This is a genomic window from Burkholderiaceae bacterium DAT-1 (assembly GCA_019084025.1).
Classification (GTDB): Bacteria; Pseudomonadota; Gammaproteobacteria; order Burkholderiales; family Chitinimonadaceae; genus DAT-1.
This window is the reverse complement of sequence record JAHRBI010000002.1, coordinates 182,026-207,914: the sequence shown is the minus strand read 5'-3', so window position 1 is coordinate 207,914 and position 25,889 is coordinate 182,026. Positions and strand designations below refer to the sequence as shown.

32 protein-coding genes are annotated in these 25,889 nt (G+C 52.9%); 18 read left to right on the top strand and 14 right to left on the bottom strand.

Going from position 1 to position 25,889, the window contains the following annotated elements; all coding sequences use genetic code 11:
- Nucleotides 1–552 (bottom strand): NUDIX hydrolase, encoded by a 552-nt coding sequence (locus KSF73_04205; protein ID MBV1774913.1) that lies wholly within the window; start codon nucleotides 550–552, stop codon nucleotides 1–3.
- A gap of 233 nt (nucleotides 553–785) precedes the next feature.
- On the opposite strand from KSF73_04205, the gene KSF73_04200 reads away from it, so the two are divergent.
- The 7 genes from KSF73_04200 (at nucleotide 786) to KSF73_04170 (ending at nucleotide 7,595) form a co-directional block, all read left to right on the top strand.
- Complete coding sequence (locus KSF73_04200) at nucleotides 786–1,667, top strand: ATPase (protein MBV1774912.1); 882 nt, start codon at nucleotides 786–788, stop codon at nucleotides 1,665–1,667.
- Nucleotides 1,668–1,728: 61 nt separating this feature from the next.
- Complete coding sequence (locus KSF73_04195) at nucleotides 1,729–2,406, top strand: GntR family transcriptional regulator (GenBank protein MBV1774911.1); 678 nt, start codon at nucleotides 1,729–1,731, stop codon at nucleotides 2,404–2,406.
- A gap of 17 nt (nucleotides 2,407–2,423) precedes the next feature.
- On the top strand, nucleotides 2,424–3,536 hold the full coding sequence (nagA, locus tag KSF73_04190; protein MBV1774910.1) for an N-acetylglucosamine-6-phosphate deacetylase: 1,113 nt from the start codon (nucleotides 2,424–2,426) through the stop codon (nucleotides 3,534–3,536).
- Nucleotides 3,526–4,536, top strand: coding sequence for an SIS domain-containing protein (locus tag KSF73_04185; protein MBV1774909.1), 1,011 nt, complete (start codon nucleotides 3,526–3,528; stop codon nucleotides 4,534–4,536). Before nagA ends, KSF73_04185 begins: the two co-directional genes overlap by 11 nt.
- Nucleotides 4,537–4,619: 83 nt before the next feature.
- Nucleotides 4,620–5,888 carry an extracellular solute-binding protein gene (locus tag KSF73_04180; protein ID MBV1774908.1) on the top strand — a complete coding sequence of 423 codons (1,269 nt, stop codon included), beginning with the start codon at nucleotides 4,620–4,622 and terminating at the stop codon, nucleotides 5,886–5,888.
- Between the two features lies 1 nt (nucleotide 5,889).
- Nucleotides 5,890–6,756, top strand: coding sequence for a sugar ABC transporter permease (locus KSF73_04175; GenBank protein MBV1774907.1), 867 nt, complete (start codon nucleotides 5,890–5,892; stop codon nucleotides 6,754–6,756).
- A complete protein-coding gene (locus KSF73_04170) occupies nucleotides 6,753–7,595 on the top strand; it encodes a carbohydrate ABC transporter permease (protein MBV1774906.1) in 843 nt (280 codons plus the stop codon). Before KSF73_04175 ends, KSF73_04170 begins: the two co-directional genes overlap by 4 nt.
- A gap of 65 nt (nucleotides 7,596–7,660) precedes the next feature.
- On the opposite strand, the gene rplS is transcribed toward KSF73_04170, so the two are convergent.
- The 5 genes from rplS to ffh form a co-directional block, all read right to left on the bottom strand.
- A complete protein-coding gene (gene rplS / locus KSF73_04165) occupies nucleotides 7,661–8,044 on the bottom strand; it encodes a 50S ribosomal protein L19 (GenBank protein MBV1774905.1) in 384 nt (127 codons plus the stop codon).
- Nucleotides 8,045–8,046: 2 nt separating this feature from the next.
- Nucleotides 8,047–8,835 (bottom strand): tRNA (guanosine(37)-N1)-methyltransferase TrmD, encoded by a 789-nt coding sequence (gene trmD / locus KSF73_04160; GenBank protein ID MBV1774904.1) that lies wholly within the window; start codon nucleotides 8,833–8,835, stop codon nucleotides 8,047–8,049.
- A 64-nt stretch (nucleotides 8,836–8,899) separates the two neighbouring features.
- Entirely contained in the window at nucleotides 8,900–9,436 is a 537-nt protein-coding gene (rimM, locus tag KSF73_04155; GenBank protein ID MBV1774903.1) for a ribosome maturation factor RimM, read from the bottom strand.
- A 21-nt stretch (nucleotides 9,437–9,457) separates the two neighbouring features.
- A complete protein-coding gene (rpsP, locus tag KSF73_04150; protein MBV1774902.1) occupies nucleotides 9,458–9,700 on the bottom strand; it encodes a 30S ribosomal protein S16 in 243 nt (80 codons plus the stop codon).
- A 134-nt stretch (nucleotides 9,701–9,834) separates the two neighbouring features.
- Entirely contained in the window at nucleotides 9,835–11,184 is a 1,350-nt protein-coding gene (gene ffh / locus KSF73_04145) for a signal recognition particle protein (GenBank protein ID MBV1774901.1), read from the bottom strand.
- Between the two features lie 99 nt (nucleotides 11,185–11,283).
- Between ffh and ccsA the strand changes: the two genes are divergently transcribed.
- The 10 genes from ccsA (at nucleotide 11,284) to KSF73_04095 (ending at nucleotide 20,739) form a co-directional block, all read left to right on the top strand.
- The gene (gene ccsA, locus KSF73_04140; GenBank protein MBV1774900.1) at nucleotides 11,284–12,117 is read left to right on the top strand and encodes a cytochrome c biogenesis protein CcsA; all 834 of its coding nucleotides are present in this window, start codon (nucleotides 11,284–11,286) and stop codon (nucleotides 12,115–12,117) included.
- Between the two features lie 20 nt (nucleotides 12,118–12,137).
- The gene (locus tag KSF73_04135) at nucleotides 12,138–13,394 is read left to right on the top strand and encodes an HlyC/CorC family transporter (GenBank protein MBV1774899.1); all 1,257 of its coding nucleotides are present in this window, start codon (nucleotides 12,138–12,140) and stop codon (nucleotides 13,392–13,394) included.
- A gap of 162 nt (nucleotides 13,395–13,556) precedes the next feature.
- Nucleotides 13,557–15,242, top strand: coding sequence for a type IV-A pilus assembly ATPase PilB (pilB, locus tag KSF73_04130; protein ID MBV1774898.1), 1,686 nt, complete (start codon nucleotides 13,557–13,559; stop codon nucleotides 15,240–15,242).
- 44 nt (nucleotides 15,243–15,286) lie between these two features.
- Nucleotides 15,287–16,510 carry a type II secretion system F family protein gene (locus tag KSF73_04125; GenBank protein ID MBV1774897.1) on the top strand — a complete coding sequence of 408 codons (1,224 nt, stop codon included), beginning with the start codon at nucleotides 15,287–15,289 and terminating at the stop codon, nucleotides 16,508–16,510.
- Between the two features lie 22 nt (nucleotides 16,511–16,532).
- On the top strand, nucleotides 16,533–17,384 hold the full coding sequence (locus tag KSF73_04120; protein MBV1774896.1) for an A24 family peptidase: 852 nt from the start codon (nucleotides 16,533–16,535) through the stop codon (nucleotides 17,382–17,384).
- Nucleotides 17,381–18,007 (top strand): dephospho-CoA kinase, encoded by a 627-nt coding sequence (gene coaE, locus KSF73_04115; protein ID MBV1774895.1) that lies wholly within the window; start codon nucleotides 17,381–17,383, stop codon nucleotides 18,005–18,007. Before KSF73_04120 ends, coaE begins: the two co-directional genes overlap by 4 nt.
- 72 nt (nucleotides 18,008–18,079) lie before the next feature.
- Complete coding sequence (gene zapD / locus KSF73_04110; GenBank protein ID MBV1774894.1) at nucleotides 18,080–18,838, top strand: cell division protein ZapD; 759 nt, start codon at nucleotides 18,080–18,082, stop codon at nucleotides 18,836–18,838.
- A gap of 16 nt (nucleotides 18,839–18,854) precedes the next feature.
- Nucleotides 18,855–19,052 (top strand): DNA gyrase inhibitor YacG, encoded by a 198-nt coding sequence (locus KSF73_04105; GenBank protein MBV1774893.1) that lies wholly within the window; start codon nucleotides 18,855–18,857, stop codon nucleotides 19,050–19,052.
- An 86-nt stretch (nucleotides 19,053–19,138) separates the two neighbouring features.
- Nucleotides 19,139–19,897, top strand: coding sequence for a GNAT family N-acetyltransferase (locus tag KSF73_04100; GenBank protein MBV1774892.1), 759 nt, complete (start codon nucleotides 19,139–19,141; stop codon nucleotides 19,895–19,897).
- Nucleotides 19,897–20,739, top strand: coding sequence for a 1-acyl-sn-glycerol-3-phosphate acyltransferase (locus KSF73_04095; protein MBV1774891.1), 843 nt, complete (start codon nucleotides 19,897–19,899; stop codon nucleotides 20,737–20,739). Before KSF73_04100 ends, KSF73_04095 begins: the two co-directional genes overlap by 1 nt.
- On the opposite strand, the gene KSF73_04090 is transcribed toward KSF73_04095, so the two are convergent.
- Nucleotides 20,717–21,535 carry a symmetrical bis(5'-nucleosyl)-tetraphosphatase gene (locus tag KSF73_04090; GenBank protein ID MBV1774890.1) on the bottom strand — a complete coding sequence of 273 codons (819 nt, stop codon included), beginning with the start codon at nucleotides 21,533–21,535 and terminating at the stop codon, nucleotides 20,717–20,719. The two genes, KSF73_04095 and KSF73_04090, sit on opposite strands and share 23 nt — an antisense overlap.
- Before the next feature lie 73 nt (nucleotides 21,536–21,608).
- Here KSF73_04090 and KSF73_04085 point away from each other — a divergent pair, with 73 nt between their 5' ends.
- Entirely contained in the window at nucleotides 21,609–22,499 is an 891-nt protein-coding gene (locus KSF73_04085; protein ID MBV1774889.1) for an HDOD domain-containing protein, read from the top strand.
- 67 nt (nucleotides 22,500–22,566) lie between these two features.
- On the opposite strand, the gene rplQ is transcribed toward KSF73_04085, so the two are convergent.
- The 7 genes from rplQ to infA form a co-directional block, all read right to left on the bottom strand.
- The gene (gene rplQ, locus KSF73_04080; protein ID MBV1774888.1) at nucleotides 22,567–22,956 is read right to left on the bottom strand and encodes a 50S ribosomal protein L17; all 390 of its coding nucleotides are present in this window, start codon (nucleotides 22,954–22,956) and stop codon (nucleotides 22,567–22,569) included.
- A 27-nt stretch (nucleotides 22,957–22,983) separates the two neighbouring features.
- Entirely contained in the window at nucleotides 22,984–23,967 is a 984-nt protein-coding gene (gene rpoA / locus KSF73_04075; protein ID MBV1774887.1) for a DNA-directed RNA polymerase subunit alpha, read from the bottom strand.
- Nucleotides 23,968–24,026: 59 nt separating this feature from the next.
- Nucleotides 24,027–24,647 carry a 30S ribosomal protein S4 gene (rpsD, locus tag KSF73_04070; protein ID MBV1774886.1) on the bottom strand — a complete coding sequence of 207 codons (621 nt, stop codon included), beginning with the start codon at nucleotides 24,645–24,647 and terminating at the stop codon, nucleotides 24,027–24,029.
- 15 nt (nucleotides 24,648–24,662) lie between these two features.
- The gene (gene rpsK / locus KSF73_04065; GenBank protein ID MBV1774885.1) at nucleotides 24,663–25,055 is read right to left on the bottom strand and encodes a 30S ribosomal protein S11; all 393 of its coding nucleotides are present in this window, start codon (nucleotides 25,053–25,055) and stop codon (nucleotides 24,663–24,665) included.
- 19 nt (nucleotides 25,056–25,074) lie between these two features.
- Entirely contained in the window at nucleotides 25,075–25,437 is a 363-nt protein-coding gene (gene rpsM, locus KSF73_04060) for a 30S ribosomal protein S13 (protein MBV1774884.1), read from the bottom strand.
- Between the two features lie 68 nt (nucleotides 25,438–25,505).
- On the bottom strand, nucleotides 25,506–25,619 hold the full coding sequence (rpmJ, locus tag KSF73_04055) for a 50S ribosomal protein L36 (protein MBV1774883.1): 114 nt from the start codon (nucleotides 25,617–25,619) through the stop codon (nucleotides 25,506–25,508).
- A gap of 26 nt (nucleotides 25,620–25,645) precedes the next feature.
- On the bottom strand, nucleotides 25,646–25,864 hold the full coding sequence (infA, locus tag KSF73_04050; protein MBV1774882.1) for a translation initiation factor IF-1: 219 nt from the start codon (nucleotides 25,862–25,864) through the stop codon (nucleotides 25,646–25,648).
- Nucleotides 25,865–25,889: the final 25 nt, after the last annotated feature.

Here is a 25,889-nt window from a genome sequence, read left to right as displayed (position 1 = left end):
TCAAGCTGCCAGCGTGCTCAAGGGATAATGACGGATCAGATCCAAGGAAAAACGTCGCCCGGCAATCCAGTCATCAATGCATTGCATGATGAGCGGGCTGCGGTGACGTTCGCGACACGCAAACGCTTCGTCTCTTGTCATCCACACCGCACGCACAATACCTTCATCCAACGGTGCGGACTGCATTTTACCCGATAGATGTACATCGCCGGCACTTAGCATACCAGCGGCATTGATGACATCGACACCCGGCAGCAGCGCACACGACTGCAACTGCCCGGAAAACGCAAAACGCAAATAGGTAAGCTGCCCCTGTCCCACCGGCGACCATTGATAAATACCCACCAGATGTTCCGGCATAAAGCGGAACCCTGTTTCCTCGAATGCCTCACGCGCGCACGCATCTGCAATTGACTCGCCAAAGTCGATATGACCGGCAGGTTGATTGAAACGCAGCCCATCATCCGTCATTTCTTCCACAAGCAAGAATCGCCCATTGAACTCAATGACCGCAGCCACGGTAGCATTCGGTTTCCAGCGCATATCCGACATAGCAGCACACAAATTTTTGATAGATTGACAAACAAATTGGGATTGATCCGAATTTGACAAGCCACTGATCCGTCTCGATATGCAGCAAACGCTTGTCGCTCACCTACAACAAGCGTTGCAATTGCCCACGCAAATTGCAAATTTCCAATACCACCGCTTGACACAATGCCATAGTGGTATCATATTTGTATTGTCTTAGATTGGTATCAAAACCACTATCAGCATACCCAGATATGAGCAAAACACAACATTCCGGATATCTTATTGGCGTCGACGGCGGCGGCACTGGCACACGTGTATTAATCCGTGGAGCCGACGGCTTTGAAGCCCGCGCTCAAGGTGGCCCATCCGGACTCGGTCTGGGAATTAACAATGCCTGGTGCGCCATTCTAGATAGCATTCGCGCGGCCTTCTCGCAAAGCGGAACCAGTGTACCAGATTGGTCTAGTTGCCGCATTGGCCTTGGTCTGGCAGGCGTACACAATCCAGCATGGGCACGAGAGTTTACCGAGTCCGCCCCTAACTTTGCTGCCGTGCGTCTCGAAACCGACGGGTTTACCACGCTCATGGGCGCACACAGCGGTCAGCCAGGCGCCATTATCGCCGTGGGCACGGGCGTTGTCGGCGAAGCCTGGTTTAATAATCGCTCACACAAGTGCGTCTCCGGCTGGGGATTTCCAAGCGGAGATGAAGGGTCTGGTGCCTGGCTTGGCCTACGCGCGGCATCGCTGGCTCAAAAAGCGCTTGACGGCAGGGTGCCGCATGATGCACTTAGTCAGGCCGTCATTGCGGAAATGGGCGGGAATATAGAAGCGGTATTTAACTGGTTAGGTAGTGCGAGCCAGACCCGATTTGCCTCCCTTGCGCCACTGGTATTGCAATTTGCCGATACCGATCCGGCAGCAGCCCAATTGCTCACACTCGCAGGCATCGAACTCGCCCAAATTGCACAGGCACTCGATCCCGAGCAGCAGCTTCCGCTGGCGTTATGCGGAGGACTTGGCCGGGCGCTGGATCGCTGGCTCCCGCCAGACCTTCAAACCAGAACACGCGCACCACTCGGCGATTCCGTCGATGGCGCTATCTTTCTTGTTGAAGGAGCCCTGAGTGAATAAGGGTCGACTTGATGCCCTTCTGGCACTGAAGCCAGATGCGGACAGTAACACACCACTGTATATGCAGATGGCAAACAAGCTATCAGCAGCCATTACCGCAGGCACATGGCAAGCAGACGAAGCACTTCCGTCCGAGCGCACGCTCTGCGAGCTACTCGGCATCTCACGCGTCACCGCCCGAAAAGCAATCGATGTGCTCTTCGAACAAGGCTTAATTGTCCGTCGTCAAGGCTCGGGTACCTATATTGCGCCGAAGCTGGTGCAACCGTTGTCCCGTCTGGTGAGCTTCTCCGAGGAAATCCGCAATCGCGGCTTTAACCCTGCGTCCACATGGCTCAGTCGAGAACTCGGCCATGCCACGCAAGAAGAAGTCTTGCGTCTGGGTCTGTCGCCCGCGTCGCCAGTGGCGCGACTGAAGCGCCTGCGTACCGCCGATGGTGTCGCCATGGCATATGAAGTCTCAACTTTGCCCGTGAGCTATCTACCCGATCCGCGCAAAATTGAAGACTCCTTGTATAAGTATCTCGACAGCAACCAAACGCCCGTCGTTCGCGCACTGCAGCACATCAAGGCCGTCAACGCCAGCGATGAAATTGCCAAGTTACTGGATGTGGCGACCGGCACAGCCCTTCTGATCATTACCCGTGTGGGTTATCTCGAAAGCGGTCTACCCGTCGAGCTCACCTACTCTTGGTGCCGTAACGATTATTACGATTTCGTCGCAGAACTGCGACGCTGAAAGAAACCTTCACGCTCATGAACACACTGTCCGGAAACGTGCTGACCCCCGATGGCTGGTATGCAGGCTCGGTACATTTTACCGATCGCATCAGCGCAATCGAGGGCTCGCCGGGTACGACTGCAGGGGAAGCCGACTGTTACATTCTGCCGGGCTTCATCGACCTGCACGTACATGGCGGTGGCGGTCGCGATGTCATGGAGGGCGGTGATGCCCTGCAAACGATTGCCCGCCAGCATGCGCGCCACGGCACAACCAGTCTGCTCGCCACGACAATGACGGCTCCGCGCTCGGACATTGAGCTCGCACTGGAGGGTATTGGTCAGGTAATGACAACGCGCCCTTCAGGCACGTCGCGCGTTCTGGGCGTACACCTCGAAGGACCGTTTATCAATCCCGGCAAACTTGGCGCACAGCCCAATTTTGCTCGCGATGGCATGCTCGAGGAAATCGAGGCATTCAATGCCATTGCACCCATCCGCACATTGACCATGGCCCCGGAAATCAAGGGGCATCAGGATCTGATCCGTTATCTCGCTCACCGCGGCATTCGAATCCAGCTTGGCCATACGCTGGGCAGCTACGAAGACGGCGTTGCCGCCATGAAACTTGGTGCAACCAGCTTCACCCATCTGTTCAACGCCATGACTGGCCTGCATCACCGCGAACCCGGCATTACCGGTGCGGCACTGGCACATGCAGAATTTGCAGAGCTGATTCCCGACTTGCTGCATGTACATCCGGGCGCCATTCATACTGCCCTGCGTGCTATTCCAAAGCTGTATTGCGTGACGGACTCCACCGCAGCAGCAGGGATGCCCGATGGCCAGTACAAGCTTGGCAGTCATACCGTGACCAAGTGCTTGGGTGGCGTGCGCCTACCCGATGGCACGCTGGCAGGCTCAACACTGACAATGGATGAAGCATTGCGCAATCTCGTGTCAATTGGCCTGGAAATAGATGACGCCTCACGTCGTCTGTCCACCTATGCCGCTGATTATCTCGGCTTGGCTGAACGCGGCAGATTGTGCGCAGGCGCGTGGGCGGACATGGTTGTACTTGATCGCAATTTGCGCATCAAGGAAGTGTGGATTGAAGGAGAACGGCTTGAACACATTGATGCGCCTTGAAGCATTTGAGGCATCCGAAGCGATTGCACGCCAGGCAGCAGCACAGAACGCTCGCTTCGCCGAACTGGGCGCAGCTCTGCGTCTTACACCGCCCACAGCGCTGGTCACCGTTGCGCGCGGTAGCTCTGACCATGCATCCAGTTATCTGGCATACCTGACCATGGCACGACTCGGTAAGTTGGCCACATCGCTGCCAATGTCCCTGGTTACACTCTACGATGCGCCATTGGATGTCAAGGGTGCATTGGCGGTAGCCGTGTCCCAATCCGGCCGCAGCCCAGACGTTGTAGAACCCATCAGCCGTTTCCGCAAGGGTGGCGCAACTACGGTCGCACTCGTCAACGTGACCGACTCCCCGCTCGGTGAAGCGGCAGAGTGGACATTAGGCCTGGAAGCTGGCCCGGAAAAAGCGGTCGCAGCCACCAAAAGCTACATTACCTCGCTATCTGCTGGCGCACGCCTTGTTGCACACTGGCAGAACGATCCCGAATTACTCGCAGCGCTTGCAGATTTGCCGGGTGCCGTCGAACAAGCAGTTCACTCAGATTGGACTGCAGCGATCGAACCGCTGAGCAAAGCCGAGCGTATCATGATCGCGGGCCGCGGACCGGGCTTGGCAGTCGCACTTGAAGCCGCACTGAAGTGCAAGGAAACATCCACCATTCAGGCCGAAGCGTTCTCAGGCGCAGAAATCAAGCACGGCCCGATGGCACTGGTAGATGACGGTTATCCTCTACTGATTTTTGCACCTCGTGGACCGGCACAGGCAGGCCTGATTCATCTGGCTGATGACATGCGTGGCCGCGGTGCGCGTGTACTGCTGGCCGCCCCAGCAGATGTGCCATCACGTGATCTCACCTTGCCAGTTGCCCCGCATCCGGATCTTGACCCGATTTGCGCGGTATCGGCCTTCTATCCGCTGATTGAAGCTGTTGCCAGAGCACGTGGCTACAACCCGGACGAGCCGCGACATCTGAACAAAGTAACGCTCACTCGGTAAAGTCTGATTGCAGATGATGCCCGCCTACCTGACGGGCATATTTTTTGATTCGAATATCCGCCCTCACCTGCCGGACACGCGCCATGACACACGCAGCCCTCCTCCGCGTCCTGTTTATCGCCCTATCGCTAAGCTTGTCGCAAGCGGTCGAAGCCGCAAAACAGCGTATCGATGTTTGGACAATGAGCTTGTCACCCAAATTTGATGGCTACTTCAAATCACTGGTAAGCACCTACAACGCGCAACACCCCAATGTTGAAGTCGTATGGACTGACTACCCCTGGGACGCCATCCAGACAAAATTCACCGCAGCTGTTGCATCGGGTCACCCGCCAGCGCTGATCAATTTAAACGTACCATGGACCTGGGATTATCAGCGTGCCGGCCTTTTACAGCCCGTAGATGCCCTGATGGACAAAACCCAGTACCTCCCGGGCGCACAGGCAGACATCAGTATTGACGGAAAAGTCTATGGCTTTCCCTATTACAATGCAGCCAACATCACAGTATTCAATGGCGAATTGTTCCGCAAAGCAGGTCTAGATATTCAGAAGCCCCCCCGCAATCTGGACGAGGTCTTAAGTTACGCCAACCAAATTAAAGCCAGGACGGGTGTAGCAGGCATTGCGCCTGCCCTGGGCCCCACCAAAATCGAAGGATTTTTCCTGGAGCAAGGATTGCCCATCGTGAAAGATGGCAAGGCAGTCTTCAATTCACCTGCTCATGTCATCCTGGTACGTAAGCTTGCTGCGGCCTGGCAAACCGGCGCGCTATCAAGAGACAATCTGTTTCCACGCGACAACTTTCAAAAACAGCTGGATGCTTACGCACGTGGCCAAATCGCGATGCTGGTCACATCACCCACCTCCCTAGCTCGCATACGAGACGATGCACCAACCGTCTATAAGGTCACAGAGGTCGCAGCTGCGCCAGCAGGCCCCACTGGGGTGATTCCTGGCGGCTGGATGCTTAGTTTCGCGATTGCACGAAATGTTGACGCTGCACTTTTACCGGAAGCTGGACGATTTGCCTCCTGGCTGACAAATGCCGAAAACCAACTGCTTTTCGCCAAGCAGTCAGGGACACTCCCGACTGCACGCAAAGCCGTTGAGGATGCATCCTTTTCGGCTATTCCAGCGAATGCAGATCCGATGCGCAAAGCAATTGCCGTGGCAGCGCGTAATCTGGACAAGGTTCGCACGCAGTTCATGGGTGGCATCAAAGACAGTGAGTCGCTGTCCGCACGCTTATCCGGAGCAGTAGAACAAGCCGTGACAGGCCGGAAAGAACCACAAGCTGCATTAGATGAAGCGGCCGCCTTTTGGAATCGCAAGCTCGCCACCGGAAGATAACATGCGCAAGCAGACACTAATCGCATGGGCCTTTCTGACACCGGCATTGATTTTGCTCGCGGCCTTTTCGTTTTGGCCCGTATTGTTTGGAAGCTACCTGGCTTTCACGGAATACAATCTGCTTGATGCACCACGCTGGGTAGGTCTAGATAATTTCCGCGACCTATTTGCAGACGAGCTGTTCTGGTCTGCCATGAAAAATTCTGCGCTCTATTTGCTGGTTGTTCCACTCATTCAGTTACCTGCCATCTTGGCTGCCGTACTGGTCAACAACCAACTACCGGGCATGCGATGGTACCGCGCTGCATTCTATCTTCCGGTCGTCACTACTGTGTCCGTGGTGGGTGTGATTTGGAACTTCATGTATGCCGACACGGGTCTGCTGAACACGCTGCTCAACTGGTTGCATGTCATTAACCAGCCAGTGGGCTGGCTATCTGATGATCGTATTGCACTACTATCCGTCATGTTCGTGACCATTTGGCGAGGATTCGGATGGTATATGGTGCTCTACTTAGCCGGACTGCAATCGATACCTGCAGACATCCATCAGGCCGCCATGCTGGATGGAGCCAGTGTCTGGCAACGATTCAGGCACCTGACGCTCCCATTGCTCATGCCAACCATCCTGCTCTGTTCATTGATGTCGATGCTGGCTGCGCTCAAGGCTTTTGAAGAAATACAGATCATGACGCAGGGCGGTCCGTTCGAGTCCACCTATACCGCGCTGTACTACAGCTATCAATTCGGAATTAAGTCGCTCAACTTTGGTCGTGCGCTCGCAGCCAGTTTAGTCATGTCCGTATTTTGCATCGTGCTCGCATGGCTCAATTTCCGCTACCTGCAACCCAGGGAGAGTCATGCATGATTCTCTCTCGCGCACACCGAAATCTTCGCCGAACCATTCACCGCGCACTGCACTACCTTGTCCTCTCTGCCGTTGCACTCGTCACCATCTATCCATTCTGGTGGACAGTCGTGACAGCGTTTTCACAGGGTGGAGACATCAACAGCATGCCACCACCAATATGGCCAACCGATCCGGGCCTTGATAATTTTCGAGAAGTATTCAGCAGCATAAACGTGGGTGGCTTTTATTGGAATTCGATCCTGATATCAGGATTAACCGTGACTGGTACGCTTCTCGTCTGCAGTCTGGCTGCCTACCCACTTGCACGTATGCGCTTTCCAGGCAGAAACTTTATATTCGGGGCAATCGTTGCCACCATGATTCTGCCTTCGGAGATGAACTTTCTGGTGAATTTCATCACCGTCGCTCGCTTGAATTTAAATGACACACTGGCGGGTGTGGTTCTGCCGGGATTGGCGGGTGCCGTCGGCATCTTTCTAATGAAGCAGGCGTTTGAAACTGTCCCTCATGATCTGGTAAAAGCAGCACGCATGGATGGTGCAAATGAATGGCAGATTTTCTGGCATGTCATGCTCCCCCTTGCCAAGCCCGCTCTGGGTGCATTAACCATTCTGACGCTAGTAGCATCGTGGAATCAGTACATCTGGCCATCCATCGTACTCTCTTCACCTGAAGCATTTCCCATTAGCGTCGGCGTGTTGTACCTATCCGGTACATTCAGCTTCAAGACAAGGGTAGTTGCCGCAGGCGCCGTCCTAACAGTCATTCCAGTGCTGATCGTCTTTTTACTGACGCAGCGCTATTTCATGCGTGGATTCGATGGTGCCGTGAAATAGTACGCTACGTCTGGCACAATAAAAAAGGACACCCGAGGGTGTCCTTTTCATGCCGAAAAGCAAGCTTACTTGGCAGCAGCCACAGTAGCCTTGCGTTGCGGCAGCTTTTCCTTGATACGTGCGGACTTGCCCGAACGCTCGCGGAGGTAGTACAGCTTGGCGCGACGAACATCACCGCGTCGCTTGATTTCGATCGAAGCAACGAGCGGGGAGTAAGTCTGGAATGTACGCTCAACGCCTTCGCCGGAAGAAATCTTGCGGACGATGAAGGAGCTGTTCAGACCGCGGTTACGCTTGGCGATCACGACACCTTCGTAAGCCTGCAGACGCTCACGGTTACCTTCCTTCACCTTCACTTGGACGACAACAGTGTCACCCACGCAGAAGTCAGGAACAGTCTTACCCAGACGGGCGATTTCTTCATTTTCCAGGATCTGAATCAGATTCATGGTTACAACTCCAGTTGTGAAGCTTGTTCCTTCTGGTCAGCTTGGGCGTATTCAGCCTGAAATTCTGCCAGAAGCCGAGCTTCCTCTTTTGTCAGCTGACGATCCGCAATCAACTCGGGCCGACGCAACCACGTCCGCCCCAGCGACTGCTTCAAACGCCAGCGCCTGATCAAGGCATGATTACCGGACATCAAGACATCCGGCACCGCCATGCCGCGGTATATCTCTGGGCGAGTGTAATGCGGACAATCCAGCAAGCCATCCGCAAAACTGTCCTCCTCAGCCGATGCCGCCGTGTTCAGCACACCGGGCAACAGCCTGAGCACTGCATCCATCAGTACCATCGCGGGCAATTCGCCACCCGACAGTACATAGTCGCCAATCGAGATTTCCTCATCGACCTGACGCTGGATCAGCCGCTCATCCACACCTTCGTATCGACCGGCCAGCAGAATCACACCCGCTGCTTTTGATAATCGCTGCGCAATCGCGTGAGTCAGTGGTGCGCCCTGAGGGGACATATACACCACGGTGCTACGCGCCACACCCGCTTCACGCTGAGTTGCACGTGCAGCTTCGATTGCATCCTCAAGTGGCTCGGGCAGCATGACCATGCCAGGCCCGCCACCGTAGGGGCGATCATCTACCGTTCGATAATTATTGGTCACAAAATCACGCGGATTCTGCGTACCAAATGCAAAAATGCCCTGTTCCAGTGCCCGACGGGTCACGCCATTACGCGTCAACGCATCGAACATTTCCGGAAACAGGGTAACGACGTCGAATCGCACTGAATACCGCTTTCACTCTGCTTCACTTGCCAGCACCGGCCTTCACCCGCGCCAACAACCAAGATCAGTAATCGAGGCCCCAGTCCACCCGAATCGTCCGGGATTCCAGTTCCACCTGAGTGACAACCGACTTCACAAACGGAATCAGTCGCTCCTGCTTTTCATCCCTGACAACCAGTACATCATTTGCACCAGTAGACAACAGATGATCAACAGTACCCATGGATTCACCCTGAAGATTCACCACCTGCAGACCCATCAGATCCGACCAGTAGTATTCACCTTCTTCAGGAACGGGCATCAGAGAACGTGGAACAGCAACCTTGCAGCCTTTCAGTGCAAATGCCACATCACGATCGTTAATGCCTTCCAACTGGGCATTCAGGTTCTTAGGCTGGATGTTGCTGTCTACTACCGTATACGGCTTGTAGTCGCCATCGCGCCCCAGCCACCAGACTTCATAGTCCAGCAGACTGTCGGCGTATTGCGTATCCGCAACAACTTTTACCCAGCCACGAACGCCAAAGACGCCGGACACATACCCCATATCGACTAAATCGTCGGGGAATGTACCTGCGCCTTGTCCTACTTTATCAACCAAGGTCATTCAACCTGAGTCTGATTAGGCAGCTTGTTGCTTCAGCAGCTTCTTGACGCTGTCTGCAACTTGAGCGCCAGTGCCAATCCAGTAGTTCACGCGGTCCATAGCCAGACGCAGGCCTTCGGTGCCTTCCTTGGCTTGCGGGTTGAAGAAGCCAACGCGCTCGATGAAGCGACCATCACGACGGCTGCGCTTGTCGGTAACGACGACGTTGTAGAACGGACGATCCTTGGCACCGCCGCGAGCAAGACGAATCACGACCATTATGGTGTTTCCTATTTATGAATGCTGTTACGCGAAAAGGCGACGATTTTACAAGACTATCAAACTGCATTGCAAGCAATACTTGCAAGCCAATCAAATAGATGCGCACATCACCCTGATCGAAACGATTGATTTTACATGCCCGGCATCATGCCGCGCATACCCTTCATCAGCTTGAACATGTTCTTGCCACTGAATTGTTTCATCATTTTCTGCATGTCTTCGAACTGCTTCAGCAGGCGATTCACCTCCTGAACCGTTACACCGGACCCCGCAGCAATGCGACGCTTACGACTTGCCTTGATCAGTTCCGGCTTGCGGCGCTCATCAGGCGTCATCGAATTAATAATCCCTTCAATCCGACGCATGGCCTTATCAGCCTCGGGCCCCTGCATGGCCTGACTCATCTGCCCCATACCCGGCAGCTTGTCGATCAAACCACCCATACCGCCCATGCGCTTCATCTGCTGAATCTGCGACTTGAAATCCTCCAGATCGAAGCCCTTGCCGGACTTCATTTTCTGGGCGAGCTTCTGCGCCTCTTCAGCATCGACGCCCTTCTGGACCTCCTCGATCAGCGACAGGACATCGCCCATCCCCAGAATACGTGACGCCATCCGCTCGGGATGGAAAGGCTCAAGGCCGCCGACCTTTTCGCCCACACCCACAAACTTGATCGGCTTGCCGGTGACATGGCGCACGCTGAGCGCCGCGCCACCACGTGCATCACCATCCAGTTTGGTCAGAATCACACCGGTCAGCGGCAGTGCCTCACTAAAGGCTCGCGCTGTATTGACCGCATCCTGACCCTGCATGGCATCGACCACAAACAGGGTTTCGACAGGATTGACTGCCGCATGAAGCGCCTTGATTTCCGCCATCATGGCTTCATCAATCGCCAGACGACCGGCCGTATCCACAATCAGCACATCAAAGAAATGGCGCTTGGCGTAGTCAAGTGCTGCCAGCGCAATATCAACCGGCTTTTGCGTCGCTTCCGACGGGAAAAGCTCAACCTCAACCTGAGCAGCAAGCATTTTCAACTGCTCAATAGCAGCCGGACGATAAACGTCGGCACTGACCACCAGTACTTTTTTGCGCTCCTGCTCTTTCAGTCGCTTGGCCAGTTTGCCGGTGGTTGTCGTTTTACCCGCCCCTTGCAGACCAGCCATTAACACCACAGCAGGTGGAACGGCTGCAAGATTCAGTGCGTCATTGTGATTACCCATGAGCTTCTTCAGCTCATCATGCACCACACCAATGACCGCCTGACCCGGCGTGAGGCTACCCAATACCTCTTCACCTACTGCGCGCGCTTTGACGTCCTGCACGAAGGCCTTGACCACGGGCAAGGCCACGTCAGCTTCCAGTAACGCCATCCGGACTTCACGCATGGCGTCACTAATATTATCCTCGGTCAGCCGTGCATGGCCGCGAAGGGTTTTGACGACGGAACTGAGTCGCGAAGTCAGGTTATCAAACATGTGCGCAACACCTTTTGTTGAAATGCATCATCACAATGCTACGTGCAAAGTCGATGCTCTGGTACACTCGAATTTCCGATAGTTTACCTGAGAATCAAGGTGAATCCCTTTGCGCCTGAGCATCAGATGCTCTACGGCATACTGGTGAGTCTTGTTTTCGCCATACTTGGCATTCGTTTTGTGGCAGACCGCCGCAATCGTGACCACAACCAGGCCACCCAGACCCGACTTGAACACGCCCTGCTCGGAATGGCACTGCTATTCTCTGCACCCATGGCGCTGACGCCACTGATGGGCTCCCAACCCCATTTCGGCGCTCGCGAGGCACTTGTCCTGCTCACCTGGATTGCCACACTGATTTACTGGTCAGCTGCATTTGCAATCCGGCTGGAGGGCTTGCAAATCATTCTGGTTCCCGTGGCTGCGGTGACGCTCACGCTTAGCCAGATGCTACCTGCAGGCATACACAGTCCGGCATTATCATCACCCTTGCTACGAGGACATTTGATCGTAGCCATGCTGGCTTACGGATGCATTGCCTTCGCTGCAGGCCTGGCCGCGCTTATGCACTGGGCAGATGCCAGCATGCACTCCCCCAAACTTAGTCTAAGCAGGATGCTGCCGCCATTACTTGCCTTGGAGAGATTGCTGTTTTCTACGCTCTGGGCAGGATTCTGGCTCCTGAGCGCAACCGTTTTGAGTGGCACCTTGTTCTCAGAGCAACTCTTCGGCAAGCCACTTACATTCAATCACAAAACGGTGTTCTCGCTTGCCGCATGGCTCACCTTTGCAACCCTGCTGTGGGGACATAAAGTACGTGGCTGGCGAGGAAAAACTGCCATTCGCTGGACACTCTGGGGTTTTGCACTGCTATTCCTGGCCTATATTGGCAGTCATTTCGTCCTGGAGGTCCTCCTCCATCGTCAAGCCTGATCGAGACACTCTGATATACCGTGGAAGATATCCCCATATCCTGGCTCTTTGCCGCACTGATCGCCTGCCTGTTTCTATCCGCCTTTTTTTCGGCCTCGGAAACAGCCATGATGTCCCTGAATCGCTACAAGCTTAACAGCCACGCTCGGTCGGGCAATCGCATGGCGATGCGTACCCGAAAGCTGATCCAGCAAACCGACCGCTTACTGGGTGTGTTACTGCTAGGCAACACACTGTTCAACACACTGTCTGCCACGCTCTCCACCTTACTCTCAGCAAGGCTGTTTGCTGGCAATGAGCTGGCACTGGCCATCGCCACCCTGATCGTAGGTTTTGCGATCCTGGTCGTCGCAGAAGCCGCACCGAAGGTCATCGCAGCAGCGCATGCGCAGCGCTTTTCCTACATTGCAAGCTACCCACTCAGCCTGATCCTCACGATTACCTATCCTGCCGTCTGGTTCGTCAACCTGTTCGTCCAGGGCATTTTACGGGCATTTCGCATCAAGACCAGTAAAGAAGGCGAGCACCTGACGCTTTCGAGAGAAGAATTGCGCATGCTTGTACTGGATGCGGGCGGCATGATGCCGCAAAAGAACCATAGCGTGCTCGTAAACACCTTCGAGCTCGATCAGTTCACAGTAGAAGATGTAATGACGCCTCGTAACTTAATTGAGGCCATTGATCTATCATCCCCCATTGAGACAATCCGCGACCAGCTCACGAGTTGCCACCATACCCGCCTCCCCGTCTATCGTGACAATACCGACACCATCATCGGCATTCTGCATGTCAAACGCTTATTGCATCACGGAATCGAGACCTTAAGCCACGAGTCGTTTCCTGATTTACTGAGAGAGCCCTATTTCGTACCTGCCGGAACACCACTATTCACCCAGCTTCAGGCATTCCAGGAAAGCCAGCGACGCCTGGCTCTGGTTGTCGATGAGTACGGCGACCTGATCGGTCTCCTGACCCTTGAGGACATTCTGGAGCAACTCGTAGGCGAGTTCACCAGCACTACGCCCATGCACAAACAGATGGCACAGGCACAATCTGATGGCAGCACGATCATTGATGGTCAGATTAATCTTCGCGATCTCAATCGCAAACTGGGCACACAATTTCCGCTAGATGGTCCCAAAACACTCAATGGCTTGATTCTCGAGTATCTTGAATCCATACCCGAAAGTGCCACCTGCATTCAGGCATATGGTCAGCGGATGGAAATCATGCAAACACATGACCGCCAGATTCGCAGCGTGCGGCTCTATGCATGAATTACAACCGGATCTCATGACATTGGCAATTTGCTTTACAATGCGAGCAGCGTAAAGGCATCATGCTTTACCCAACCTCGGTAGCTCGTCGGTTGCAAATTAGTTTATTGGTAACGCTCAACTGCGGCAGGTCTTAGTATGTCTCAAGCACCCCGATCCGGTATGGCTCGCGCACTCATTCAACAGGAATTGTTGAGTGAGCCCGAAGTCGAGGCAATTCAGAATAAAGCACAGACAGAAAATCTAGGCTTCGCTCAAGCAGTCATTGCATCCAAAAAACTATCCAGCAACCAGCTTGCCGAGTTCGCATCTACGACGTTTGGCTATCCACTACTGGATCTCGATCGCTTCGAAACGTCCTACGTTCCTAAGAATGTACTGAATTCGAAGATCATACAAAGCCGGCGTATTGCTCCCCTTTTCAAGCGGGGCACCAAGCTTTTTGTCGCCTCATCCGATCCAACCGACCTCCAGGCCATTGAAGAAGCCAAATTCCAGACCGGCATGATGATCGACATCGTGGTTGTCGACGATGCCAAGCTGGGCAAATTCATCGAAAAGCTGGGTAATGACTCCGTTGAGAAAATCAACGAGCTTTCGGTGGATCAGGATGATCTCGCTCTGGATATGGACGGCGGGGAGACTGAAGCAGAGGTCACCACGGTCGAAGTGGATGATGCCCCTGTTGTTCGTTACATCCAGAAAATTCTGATGGATGCGATCAACGGCGGAGCCTCTGATATCCACTTTGAACCCTACGAAAAATTCTACCGTATACGCTACCGTATTGACGGCGTATTGCGTGAAGTAGCTCAACCGCCTCTGGCAATCAAAGAGAAAATCGCGTCACGGATCAAAGTGATTTCCAAACTGGACATTTCCGAACGACGCGTCCCTCAGGATGGTCGGATGAAGCTGGTGCTGTCAAAGACCCGCGCAATCGATTTCCGCGTATCAACCCTGCCGACGCTGTTTGGTGAAAAAATCTGTATGCGGATTCTCGACCCAAGCTCCGCCACGCTGGGTATTGATGCGCTTGGCTATGAGCCTGAACAGAAAAAAGCGCTGCTTGATGCGATTCACCGGCCTTACGGCATGGTGCTGGTGACGGGACCGACAGGCTCGGGCAAAACCGTGTCCCTGTACACCTGCCTGAACATTCTAAATGAACCTGGCATTAACATTTCTACCGCAGAAGATCCTGCAGAAATCAACTTGCCGGGCATTAACCAGGTGAACGTGAATGACAAGGCAGGGTTGACCTTCGCCGCCGCCCTGAAGTCATTCCTGCGTCAGGATCCCGACATCATCATGGTGGGTGAAATCCGGGATCTGGAAACTGCAGATATCTCGATCAAAGCCGCACAAACCGGCCACATGGTGTTTTCCACATTGCACACAAACGATGCACCGGCCACGCTGTCGCGCATGCTGAATATGGGGATTGCACCATTCAATATCGCTTCATCTGTTATTCTGATTACAGGACAGCGCCTCGCCAGACGCTTATGCAGCCACTGCAAACGCCCGGTCAACATTCCCCGGGAAGCGCTGCTGAAGGCAGGCTTTCTGGAGCACGAGCTTGATGGCAGCTGGCAGCCTTACGGTCCGCACACAGATGGCTGCGATACCTGCAAGGGCACGGGATATAAAGGGCGTGTCGGTATTTATCAGGTCATGCCGATTAGCGAGGAAATGCAGCGAATTATTATGCGTCAAGGCACATCCATTGATATCGCCGACCAAGCAAAACGCGAAGGCATCAAGGACCTTCGGCAATCCGGTTTGCTTAAGGTCAAACAAGGCATGACCTCATTGGAAGAAGTAGAAGCCGTCACCAACGAATAAGGACAGGCGAGTTCCCGCCAAACTCGTCAGGAGCAATTAAGCACATGGCAGCTGAAAAGAAAGTTAAAGTCAAAGAATACACCTTCAGCTGGGAAGGTCGTGACCGAGCCGGTAAAACGGTGAAGGGAGAAATGCGCAGCACTGGGGACGCGGTTGTTAAAGCCACGTTGCGTCGCCAGGGTATCACGGTTACCAAAACCAAACGGCAATCTATCTCCACCAGCCGAAAGGTAACAGAAAAAGATTTGGCACTCTTTACGCGCCAGCTTGCCACCATGATGCGATCAGGTGTCCCCTTATTGCAGGCATTTGATATCGTTGCAAAAGGCCATGCCAACCCAGCCGTAAGCAAACTTTTGCAGGAAATTAAGAGTGATGTTGAAACCGGCTCAAGCCTCACTCAGGCCTTCCGCCGCCACCCCATGTATTTTGATCAGCTGTATTGCAACCTGGTACAAGCCGGGGAGCAAGCGGGTATTCTGGATACACTGCTTGACCGCCTGGCGAGCTACAAGGAAAAAATCCTCGCCATTAAGGGGAAGATTAAGTCCGCATTGTTTTATCCAACTGCAATCATCGTGGCGGCAGCGGTTGTTGTGTCAATCATTCTGATTTTTGTGATCCCGACATTCAAGGAGCTCTTTGCTGGATTCGGTGCAGCCCTGCCGGGACCAACCCAGTTGGTGATCGATTTGTCAGACCTTCTGATTGCCTACTGGTGGTTGATCTTTGGCAGTCTGGGGGGGGCAATCTACGCCTTCATTCAGGCAAAGAAGCGCTCCAAGCCCTTTCAAATTGCGCTTGATCGGACCGCGCTTAAGGTGCCAGTGATTGGCCCTATCCTGCAAAAAGCCACCATTGCACGCTGGACACGCACGATGTCGACCATGTTTGCAGCAGGCGTCCCACTCGTAGAAGCACTTGACTCAGTCGCCGGTGCCGCCGGCAATGTGATTTACTTCGATGCTACCCGCAAGATCCAGCAAGAAGTATCAACGGGTACGAGCCTGACGATTTCAATGCAATCATCGGACGTATTCCCAAACATGGTGATTCAGATGGTGTCTATTGGCGAGGAATCCGGCTCGCTTGATTCCATGCTCAGCAAAATCGCCGACTTCTACGAGCAGGAAGTGGACGATGCAGTTGACGCCATGACGTCTTTGATGGAGCCCTTGATCATGATGGTTCTGGGTCCGATTATTGGTGGTTTGATTGTTGCCATGTACCTGCCTATCTTCAAGATGGGCGCCGCAATTGGGGGTTGATGTGCTGCCGGATTTTTACTCAATGCAGCTTGCTGCAACGCTGCATCCGGTGGCATTCATCGGTTTTATCTTTGTACTCGGCCTGGTGGTCGGCAGCTTTCTAAACGTGGTGATCTATCGATTACCCAAAATGATTGAAACCGGCTTTCGCTATGAATGCGCGTATATGGATGATGAAAATACGCCCGCACCACCTCGTTTTAATTTAGCCAAGCCCGATTCAACCTGTCCTTGTTGCGGCACGCTTATTCGCGGATACGACAATATTCCTGTTCTGTCATGGGTGATATTGGGTGGCAAGTGCCGGGCATGCAAAGCCCCGATTTCCATACGCTATCCTGCTATCGAATGCATGACGGGCGTATTGAGCGCTTTAATTGCATGGCGCTATGGATTTTCTGCGCAAACGCTAGGCGGGCTTCTATTGATGTGGCCTTTAATGGCGCTCTTCTGGATCGACGCCGATACTCAGCTGCTGCCAGACGACATCACCCTCCCACTGGTCTGGCTTGGACTTATTTTCAATATCAATGGCACATTTACGTCACTCACGCATGCGGTCATTGGCGCAATTGCCGGTTACATGACATTGTGGACAGTGTATTGGGTTCACCATTTACTGACGGGGCGCGAGGGGATGGGCTATGGCGACTTCAAGCTCTTGGCCGCTATTGGCGCTTGGTTTGGCTGGATGGCTCTACCACAGGTGATTCTGCTCTCGTCAGTGACAGGCGCCATACTGGGCATTATCTTAATGCTTGGCGAGAAGCTTGGATGGCAAACGCGATTACCTTTCGGCCCCTACCTCGCACTCGCTGCAATCTGCACCCTATTTGAACCACATCTTCCTCTGATTCCGAGCGCATACGCATGAAGTCGCCACTTGTGATTGGACTGACAGGCGGCATTGGCTCGGGCAAGACCCAGGTATCCAATCAACTTGCGGCACTTGGTGCACATATTGTGGATACAGATGTCATTTCACACACCTTATGTGCTCCCGACCAACCAGGCAACACTGCCATTCGTCAAGCTTTTGGATCCGAGTATTTCCATGCCGATGGCACGCTTGATAGGGATCGTTTGCGCGAACTGGTTTTTAAGCACCCCGATAAACGGAAGATACTCGAAGCAGCCCTGCACCCGCTCATTAGAGATGAGGCTGCAGCGCAACTACTGCAGCCCCCCGCAGACGCACCATACAGTGTGCTTGTCGTTCCGCTCATGAACCAGGCCACACAGCTGCGTGAAATGTGCAATCGAATCCTTGTGGTGGATTGCGATGAAGAAACGCAAATCCAACGCGTGCAAAAGCGCAGTCACCTGTCTCGCCAACAGGTTGAGTCGATTCTCGCCACACAGGCAAAACGTCACGAGCGACTCGCCATTGCGGATGACATCATCAGCAATGATGGCGAAATGGCAGCACTAATTACCCAAATTGTCACGCTTCATCAGTATTTTGTGGCAATCAGTGCAGCAAAGCAGCAAATTTAGCGAATCATCAATTGTCAAAGCTGGTCGAATCCGCGAAAATTGGGAGATTAGGCAAATCAGGCCACCGCCATCGTGACCAGCTACGAATTTCCGATCACCGAACGCATCCGTACTCTGTTGCGTCTAGAAGACCTTTATGATCGGGTCGGCTATTTCTTGGATAGCGATGTTGCGCTTGATCATCAGGCTGCGTTGCTTATCATGTTTGAAATCATGGAAGTTGCCGGGCGCGCAGATCTAAAAAGCGATTTGATCCAGGAACTGGAGCGACAGCGCGTCACGCTGGAAGCGCTCCGCGATAACCCTCAAATTTCTGAAGATGCCTTGAACAAGGTGTTAGGTGATATAGAGTTCACTCATGCCAGTTTGCTGGAAAGCACAGGCAAATTTGCGCACCACCTGCGCGAAAATGAATGGTTAATGGCCATCAAGCAACGTGCAGGCATCCCTGGCGGCATTTGTGAATTTGACCTGCCTTCCTATCACTACTGGCTCAAGCAACCGTCAGAAGTGCGCTTACATTCATTACACGCATGGCTTGAGCCCATGCAGCCTATCCGTCATGGCGTTGAAATTGTTCTGCGCATTTTGCGTGATAGCGCAAAATCATATAACTACACTGCCAAGGCCGGGATGTTTCAGCAAATGTCTGGTGGTAAGCAGGTTCAACTATTACGCGTTTCACTCTCCAGCGATCTAAACTGCGTACCCGAGTTATCCGCTAATAAATATGCGATTAATGTGCGTTTCGTTTACCCGGTACAGGGTAGCGAGCGCCCTCGACAATGCGAACGAGATATCGAATTCTCGCTCGCGTACTGCACGTTGTAATCAAGCAGTGTCCATCATGCGCACCATTCCCTGCCCGCATTGCAAAAAGGAGACACCTTTCTCTCCTAGCAATCCATATCGGCCATTTTGCTCCCCACAGTGCAAAACACATGATCTAGCAGCATGGGCTACCGATCAATACGTGGTTAGCACGCCAGTTCATGATGAGCAGCTTCTTCCACTTGCGGATGATCCTTCGTCCGATCGTCACTGAATCGTAAAATCTTCACCGTGATGTAACCGCACTGTCACTTCAAATGTCTAACGTGTGATCAGATATAAACACGTGGAGACACACTGATGCTGCACAGCGAAGCTCGCCTGAATTCAGCCACCCGACGCGCATTATCGGTCTGCTTGGCCGCCAATCAAGAGCAGGTACGCGCAGCGCAGGCATTACGCTACCGCGTGTTTGCTGAGGAAATGGGGGCACATCTCAATGGCGAACCAGGCCTCGATCAGGACGAGTTCGATCCCTGGTGTGATCACCTACTGGTGATAGACGATGAAACCGGGGAGGTTGTCGGCACCTATCGCATTTTAACGCCACACAATGCGGCTCACACTGGTGGTCTCTACTCCGAAACCGAATTCGATTTGACACGTTTACATCATTTACGCAACCAGACGATCGAAGTTGGTCGTTCATGCGTTCATCCCGACTATCGCACCGGCGCAACCATTGCACTTCTATGGAATGGACTCGCCGAATACATGATCCGCGGGGGGTATGAATATCTGATTGGCTGCGCCAGTATTAGCATGAGCGACGGTGGTCATATGGCCGCAAGCATTTTCCGGGATCTCGCCCAGACCTATCTGGCACCCGCTGAATGGCGTGTCTTTCCCAAATGCCCATTGCCATTAGAAGCACTCGATAGCACCCGCACTGCGGAGGTACCACCTCTCATTCGCGGCTATATCCGAGCAGGAGCCTATATATGCGGCGATCCCGCATGGGATCCTGACTTCAATACGGCAGACTTATTTATCATGATGCCGATGTCCCGCATTCATCCTCGATTCTATAGGCACTTTGTAAAGGACATCGCAGCCTGATGATTCCGCACGATGTATATGCAGACGTATCGGCAGAGGCACAATCCGAGCTAAAATCACCCTTTGCTCCTGCCGATTTACCCATGAATGCCAACTGGTTCACGCAGACTGTGCGTCTGCTCAGGCTCACATTTCATTTAGTTAGCGGACTACTTCAAGTGAGCCTTCTGTTTCCGCGGTATGACAGCGTGAAACGCATGAATGCTGTACGGAAATGGTCGCTGAATCTTTTGAAGATTAATGGCATTCATGTCAATGTTCGGGGCGCCACGCCTCAGGCCCGAAGCTCAGGCATTCTACTTGTGGCCAATCACATATCATGGATTGATATTTTCGTTATGAATGCCGCATATCCTTCGCGCTTCGTAGCGAAGTCTGACGTTCGTCACTGGCCACTCATCGGATGGTTAAGCGCACATACAGGCACTTTGTTTATCAAACGCGAAAAGCGATCTGATACCGCCCGAGTCAATCAACAAATCGCAGAAGCATTAACAATCGGGGATTGCATTTCCATTTTTCCCGAAGGCAGCACCAGCGACGGCCGCAATCTGCTCACGTTTAATAGCAGTCTGTTCCAACCGGCCATTGATGCCGAAACGCTCATCGTGCCCGTATCCATCTCATACAAATACAGCGATGGGCGGCATGGAGACCATGTCGCATATATCGGCGACATGACCCTCATTGAATCCATTCTGAATATTGTGTCTACCAAACATACAGTAGCCGTTGTGGAATTTGGAGAGCCCGTGCCAACCGACCGGCGCCCGCGTCGAGAGATCGCAAAAATACTAGAGCAAACAGTAAGGGCACAACTTATTCGAAACCAGGGGGCATAGTTGAGTCTACACTCACAATTTCACCCGTCTCAACGCACCACCCGGTCAATGCCCTCCCCCACACACACCCTGTGTCTAGTGAAACGATGTCTTGTCGCATTTGCAACCCCAATGCAGACCAATGCCCAAACACCACCCTCCGGTTTAATGGCGTTTCGCGCGGAAAATCGAACCACGGGATGGCACCATCAGGGACATCGTTAGTCACACCCTTGTAGTCCATATTCAGTCGGCCATCAGGGCTCAGTACGCGCATACGGGTAAATACGTTTGTGACAAACCTAGATCGACGCTCACCCTCGAGTGTGTCGCACCAAATATCAGGTTCGTTGCCGTAAAGACTGTTCAGAAAGGAACGTGGATCGCTGGATGCAAGATGGTGCTCCAGTTCACCGGACAATCGCTTTGCCGTTTCCAGCGCCCATCCAGGCCATATACCCGCATGTACATACACATGCTGTCCATCATCAATCAATAGTGACTGATTCCGCAGCCAATGCAAAATCGTGGAATCTTTACCCTGCGAAATCACATCCGCAAAGGTATCCTTCCGCTTACTATCCACCACACCGAACGCAACCGCCAGCATATGCAGATCATGATTGCCAAGCACTACTCTCACGCAGTCTTCAAGCTTGCGCGCCCAATTAAGCACACGCAGTGAGTCAGGACCGCGATTCACCAGGTCGCCTAATAAAATGGCAGTATCGCGCCCCGGTTCAAATCCAATCTTGGACAACAGACTAGAAAGTTCGACAAAGCACCCCTGCACATCACCAATGGCATACGTAGCCATTCATACCTCGACTTGAAACAGATGAACTATCGCAAATAGCACAATCAACTATGCTGAACACAGGAGGCTTAGCATGATTGAAGAACCACTCAATGGACTCAACGCCTGGGTATCCTATTTATCAGTATGCGATATTCCAATGCTGCAATACACGCAAATAGAACTCAGCCGTTGTCAGAGTGAAATAGATGAGATCAGTATTGATAATATCTCAGATATTCTCTACCACGATGCACTGGCAATTTTACGTCTGAGTCGCCATGCGCAACACATTACCCCTCGCCATTTACAAAATGAAGTGACCACCGTTTCCAAATGCTTAATGATATCGGGATTGTTACCCTCGATCCGTATACTTACCAAATCGACATCCTTGGATCAACATTATCTGAAGAATTCATTTAGCACCACACATGCAAATGAACTGCTACAGAGAGCCTATCTCGCAGGTAGTTGTGCACAAGCATTGGCGGATAGACGGAATGATATCGACTCGCACGAAGTAAGAACAGCAGCTGTCCTGCATGACGTCGCAGAACTACTGATTGCCTGTTACGCCCCCAAAGTACTACATCGGGTTCATGAACTTCAAACAAATGATCGGATGTTACGCAGCAAAGTTGCGCAGAAGCGTGTTTTTGGCATCACATTTCAAGAACTCGAAATGGCACTCATCGAAGAATGGCGCCTACCCCGAATTCTCCAGCAGCTAATAGATTCCAGCAACGAAGCCAATCCCAGAGTCAGGACAGTCCGCTGGGCGACGAACGCTGCTAGACATTTAAGCACCGCCTGGAATGATGCAGCCCTGCCAGATGACTATAAGGAAGGAGCAGACATCGCCAACATATCGCCGGAGTCATGTGCTGACATGACTCGACACACCGCACTTCAAACAGCAAAAGACTGGCGCTGGTATAACGTCAGACCACCAGCAAGCACCCTACTTCAATATCCCGCATAACCTTGCTCATAACGCACAAATAATGCAAAAAGCCGACCCTAGGGTCGGCCTTTTAAAGCAATACTGCTTATTCGTCGGAAACTGCTACTGCGTCTTCCGGACGATCCACCAGTTCAACGTACGCCATTGGCGCATTGTCACCCTGACGGAAACCACATTTCAGAATGCGGATATAACCACCGTTACGCGCAGCGTAACGTGGGCCCAGCACGTCGAACAGCTTCAGCGTCAGTTCGCGATCACGAGTGCGGGAAAAGGCCAGACGCAGGTTTGCAACGCTACGCTCACGCTTTCCCAGCGTGATCAGAGGCTCTGCAACCTTACGCAGTTCTTTAGCCTTAGGCAGTGTGGTCTTGATGACTTCGTGCTTCAGCAGTGCGTTCGACAGATTTCTCAACATCGCAAGACGATGGCTCGTCGTACGATTGAGTTTGCGATTACCTTGACGGTGACGCATGATTTAGTCCTTTCGTTCAGGCCTGGATCACGGCTTTTCCAGACCAACCGGCGGCCAGTTTTCCAGCTTCATGCCGAGGGTCAGACCCTTAGAGGCCAGCACTTCCTTGATTTCATTCAAGGACTTGCGACCCAGATTAGGAGTCTTCAACAGCTCGGTCTCGGTACGCTGGATCAGGTCACCGATGTAGTAGATGTTTTCAGCCTTCAGACAGTTCGCAGAACGAACTGTCAGCTCCAGATCGTCGACCGGACGCAGCAGGATCGGATCAACCTGAGGCGCACGAGGTGCCTCTGGCTCAACCGTTGTACCCTTCAGATCCGCGAACACCGCCAGCTGTTCAACCAGTACACGCGCGGCATAACGAACGGCTTCTTCCGGATCGATCGAGCCATTGCTCTCAATATCGATAACCAGCTTATCCAGATCGGTACGCTGCTCAACACGCGCACTCTCCACTGCATAACTCACGCGACGAATCGGGCTGAAGGACGCATCCAGCATAATGCTGCCAATGGTACGTCCTTCTTCCTTGTTCACGCGGGAAACCGCCGGTTGGTAACCACGACCAGTGCCAACCTTGATTTCCATGGCGAGCTTACCGCCGGCGGACAGATTAGCAATGATGTGATCCGGGTTGACGATTTCTACGTCATGCGGGAGTTCGATATCACTCGCACGAACCGGGCCTTCACCAGCCTTGGTCAAAGCCAGTGTAGCCTCTTCACGACCGTGAAGCTTGAGCACAACACCCTTGAGGTTCAAAAGAATGTCAACGACATCCTCTTGAACACCGTCAAGTGCCGAGTACTCATGCAACACGCCTTCGATCTGCACTTCGGTCGGTGCGAAGCCAGGCATCGACGACAGCAAAATGCGGCGCAATGCGTTACCAAGCGTATGTCCGAAACCACGCTCGAACGGCTCCATCACGACACGTGCCTGCGTCGCGGACGACGCTTGAACATCAATGATTCGCGGTTTCAGCAAGTCATTAGCGTTGCTTTGCATAAATAATCGATCCCTTTATCGAAACAAGCGGCAATAGACGACGACGCAAACTATCCAAATTACTTGGAATAGAATTCAACGACGAGCTGCTCGTTCATGTCGCTGGACAGGTCGCTCCGTTCCGGAGTCGACTTGAAGGTGCCTTCCATTTTCTTGGAGTCAACACCAACCCAGCTCGGGAAGCCGATTTGCTCGGCGAGAGCCAGTGCTTCCGCAACGCGAACTTGCTTCTTAGACTTTTCACGAATAGCGACGATGTCACCCACCTTCACTTGGAAGGAAGGAATATTCACCACATTGCCATTCACCGTGATCGCCTTGTGGCTAACCAACTGACGTGCTTCCGCACGTGTGGAGCCAAAGCCCATACGGTATACGACGTTATCCAGACGCGACTCCAGCAGCTTCAACAGGTTTTCACCAGTCGAACCCTTGCGGCGAGCAGCTTCTTCAAAATAACGACGGAACTGACGCTCAAGCACGCCGTAAATACGGCGAATCTTTTGCTTTTCACGCAGTTGAACACCGTAGCCGGACAGACGGGGTGTCTTAGCACCGTGCTGACCAGGAGCAGTATCCAGTTTGCACTTGCTGTCCAAAGAACGACGGGCGCTCTTCAGGAACAGGTCAGTGCCCTCGCGACGTGCGAGTTTACATTTCGGTCCGATGTAACGTGCCATCTCGGGTCTCCGGAATTAAATACGACGCTTTTTAGGCGGACGACAACCGTTGTGCGGAACGGGGGTAACGTCGGCAATGCTGGTAATTTTGAAACCCAGCGCATTCAACGCACGCACAGCGGATTCCCGGCCTGGGCCCGGACCCTTGATTCGCACTTCGAGATTCTTTACACCGTATTCTTGGGCAACTTTACCAGCGTGCTCCGCAGCAACCTGTGCCGCGAATGGTGTACTCTTACGAGAGCCCTTGAAACCAGCACCGCCCGAGGTAGCCCAAGAAAGTGCATTCCCTTGGCGATCGGTGATGGTCACGATTGTGTTGTTAAAGGAAGCGTGAACATGCACGATACCTTCAGACACAACCTTTTTGACTTTCTTCCGTACACGCACTGTGTTTGCTTTAGCCATTATCAGTCCTTAGTAATACTTACTTCTTCGTACTAACCGACTTCTTCGGACCCTTGCGAGTACGAGCGTTAGTACGGGTACGCTGACCGCGTACCGGCAGTCCGCGGCGATGACGCAAGCCACGGTAGCAGCCAAGATCCATCAAGCGCTTGATATTCATGGTCACTTCGCGGCGGAGGTCACCCTCAACCGTGAATTTACCCACTTCTTCACGCAGCTTGTCCAGTTCAGTATCCGTGAGATCCTTGAACTTGCGATCTTCAGGAATACCAGCCGCAACACAGATGCTCTTTGCACGTGTACGACCGATACCAAAAATCGCTTGAAGACCAATCACGGCATGCTGATGATTGGGGATATTCACCCCAGCAATACGAGCCATGTCGTTACCCCAGTTTCTAAAAAGTGGCGGATTTTAACAGCAAGATTGAAAAACGGCAATGCCGTTTATCAACCTTGACGTTGCTTGTGCCGCGGGTCGGTACAGATCACGCGCAACACGCGGTTGCGGCGGATGATCTTGCAGTTGCGGCAGATTTTTTTGACCGAAGCTTGTACTCGCATCGCTCATATCCTTTCAAAAAACAGCATCACTTGGCGCGGAAGACAATTCGTGCCCGCGACAGGTCATAGGGAGTCATCTCGACTGTTACCTTGTCGCCAGGCAGAATCTTGATGTAGTGCATACGCATCTTTCCGGAAATGTGTCCCAAAACAATGTGACCATTTTCCAGTTTGACGCGAAATGTCGCGTTAGGAAGATTCTCAAGAACCTCCCCCAGCATTTGAATGACGTCTTCCTTTGCCATGTCTTTTCGTTCGTTTTAACTTGTC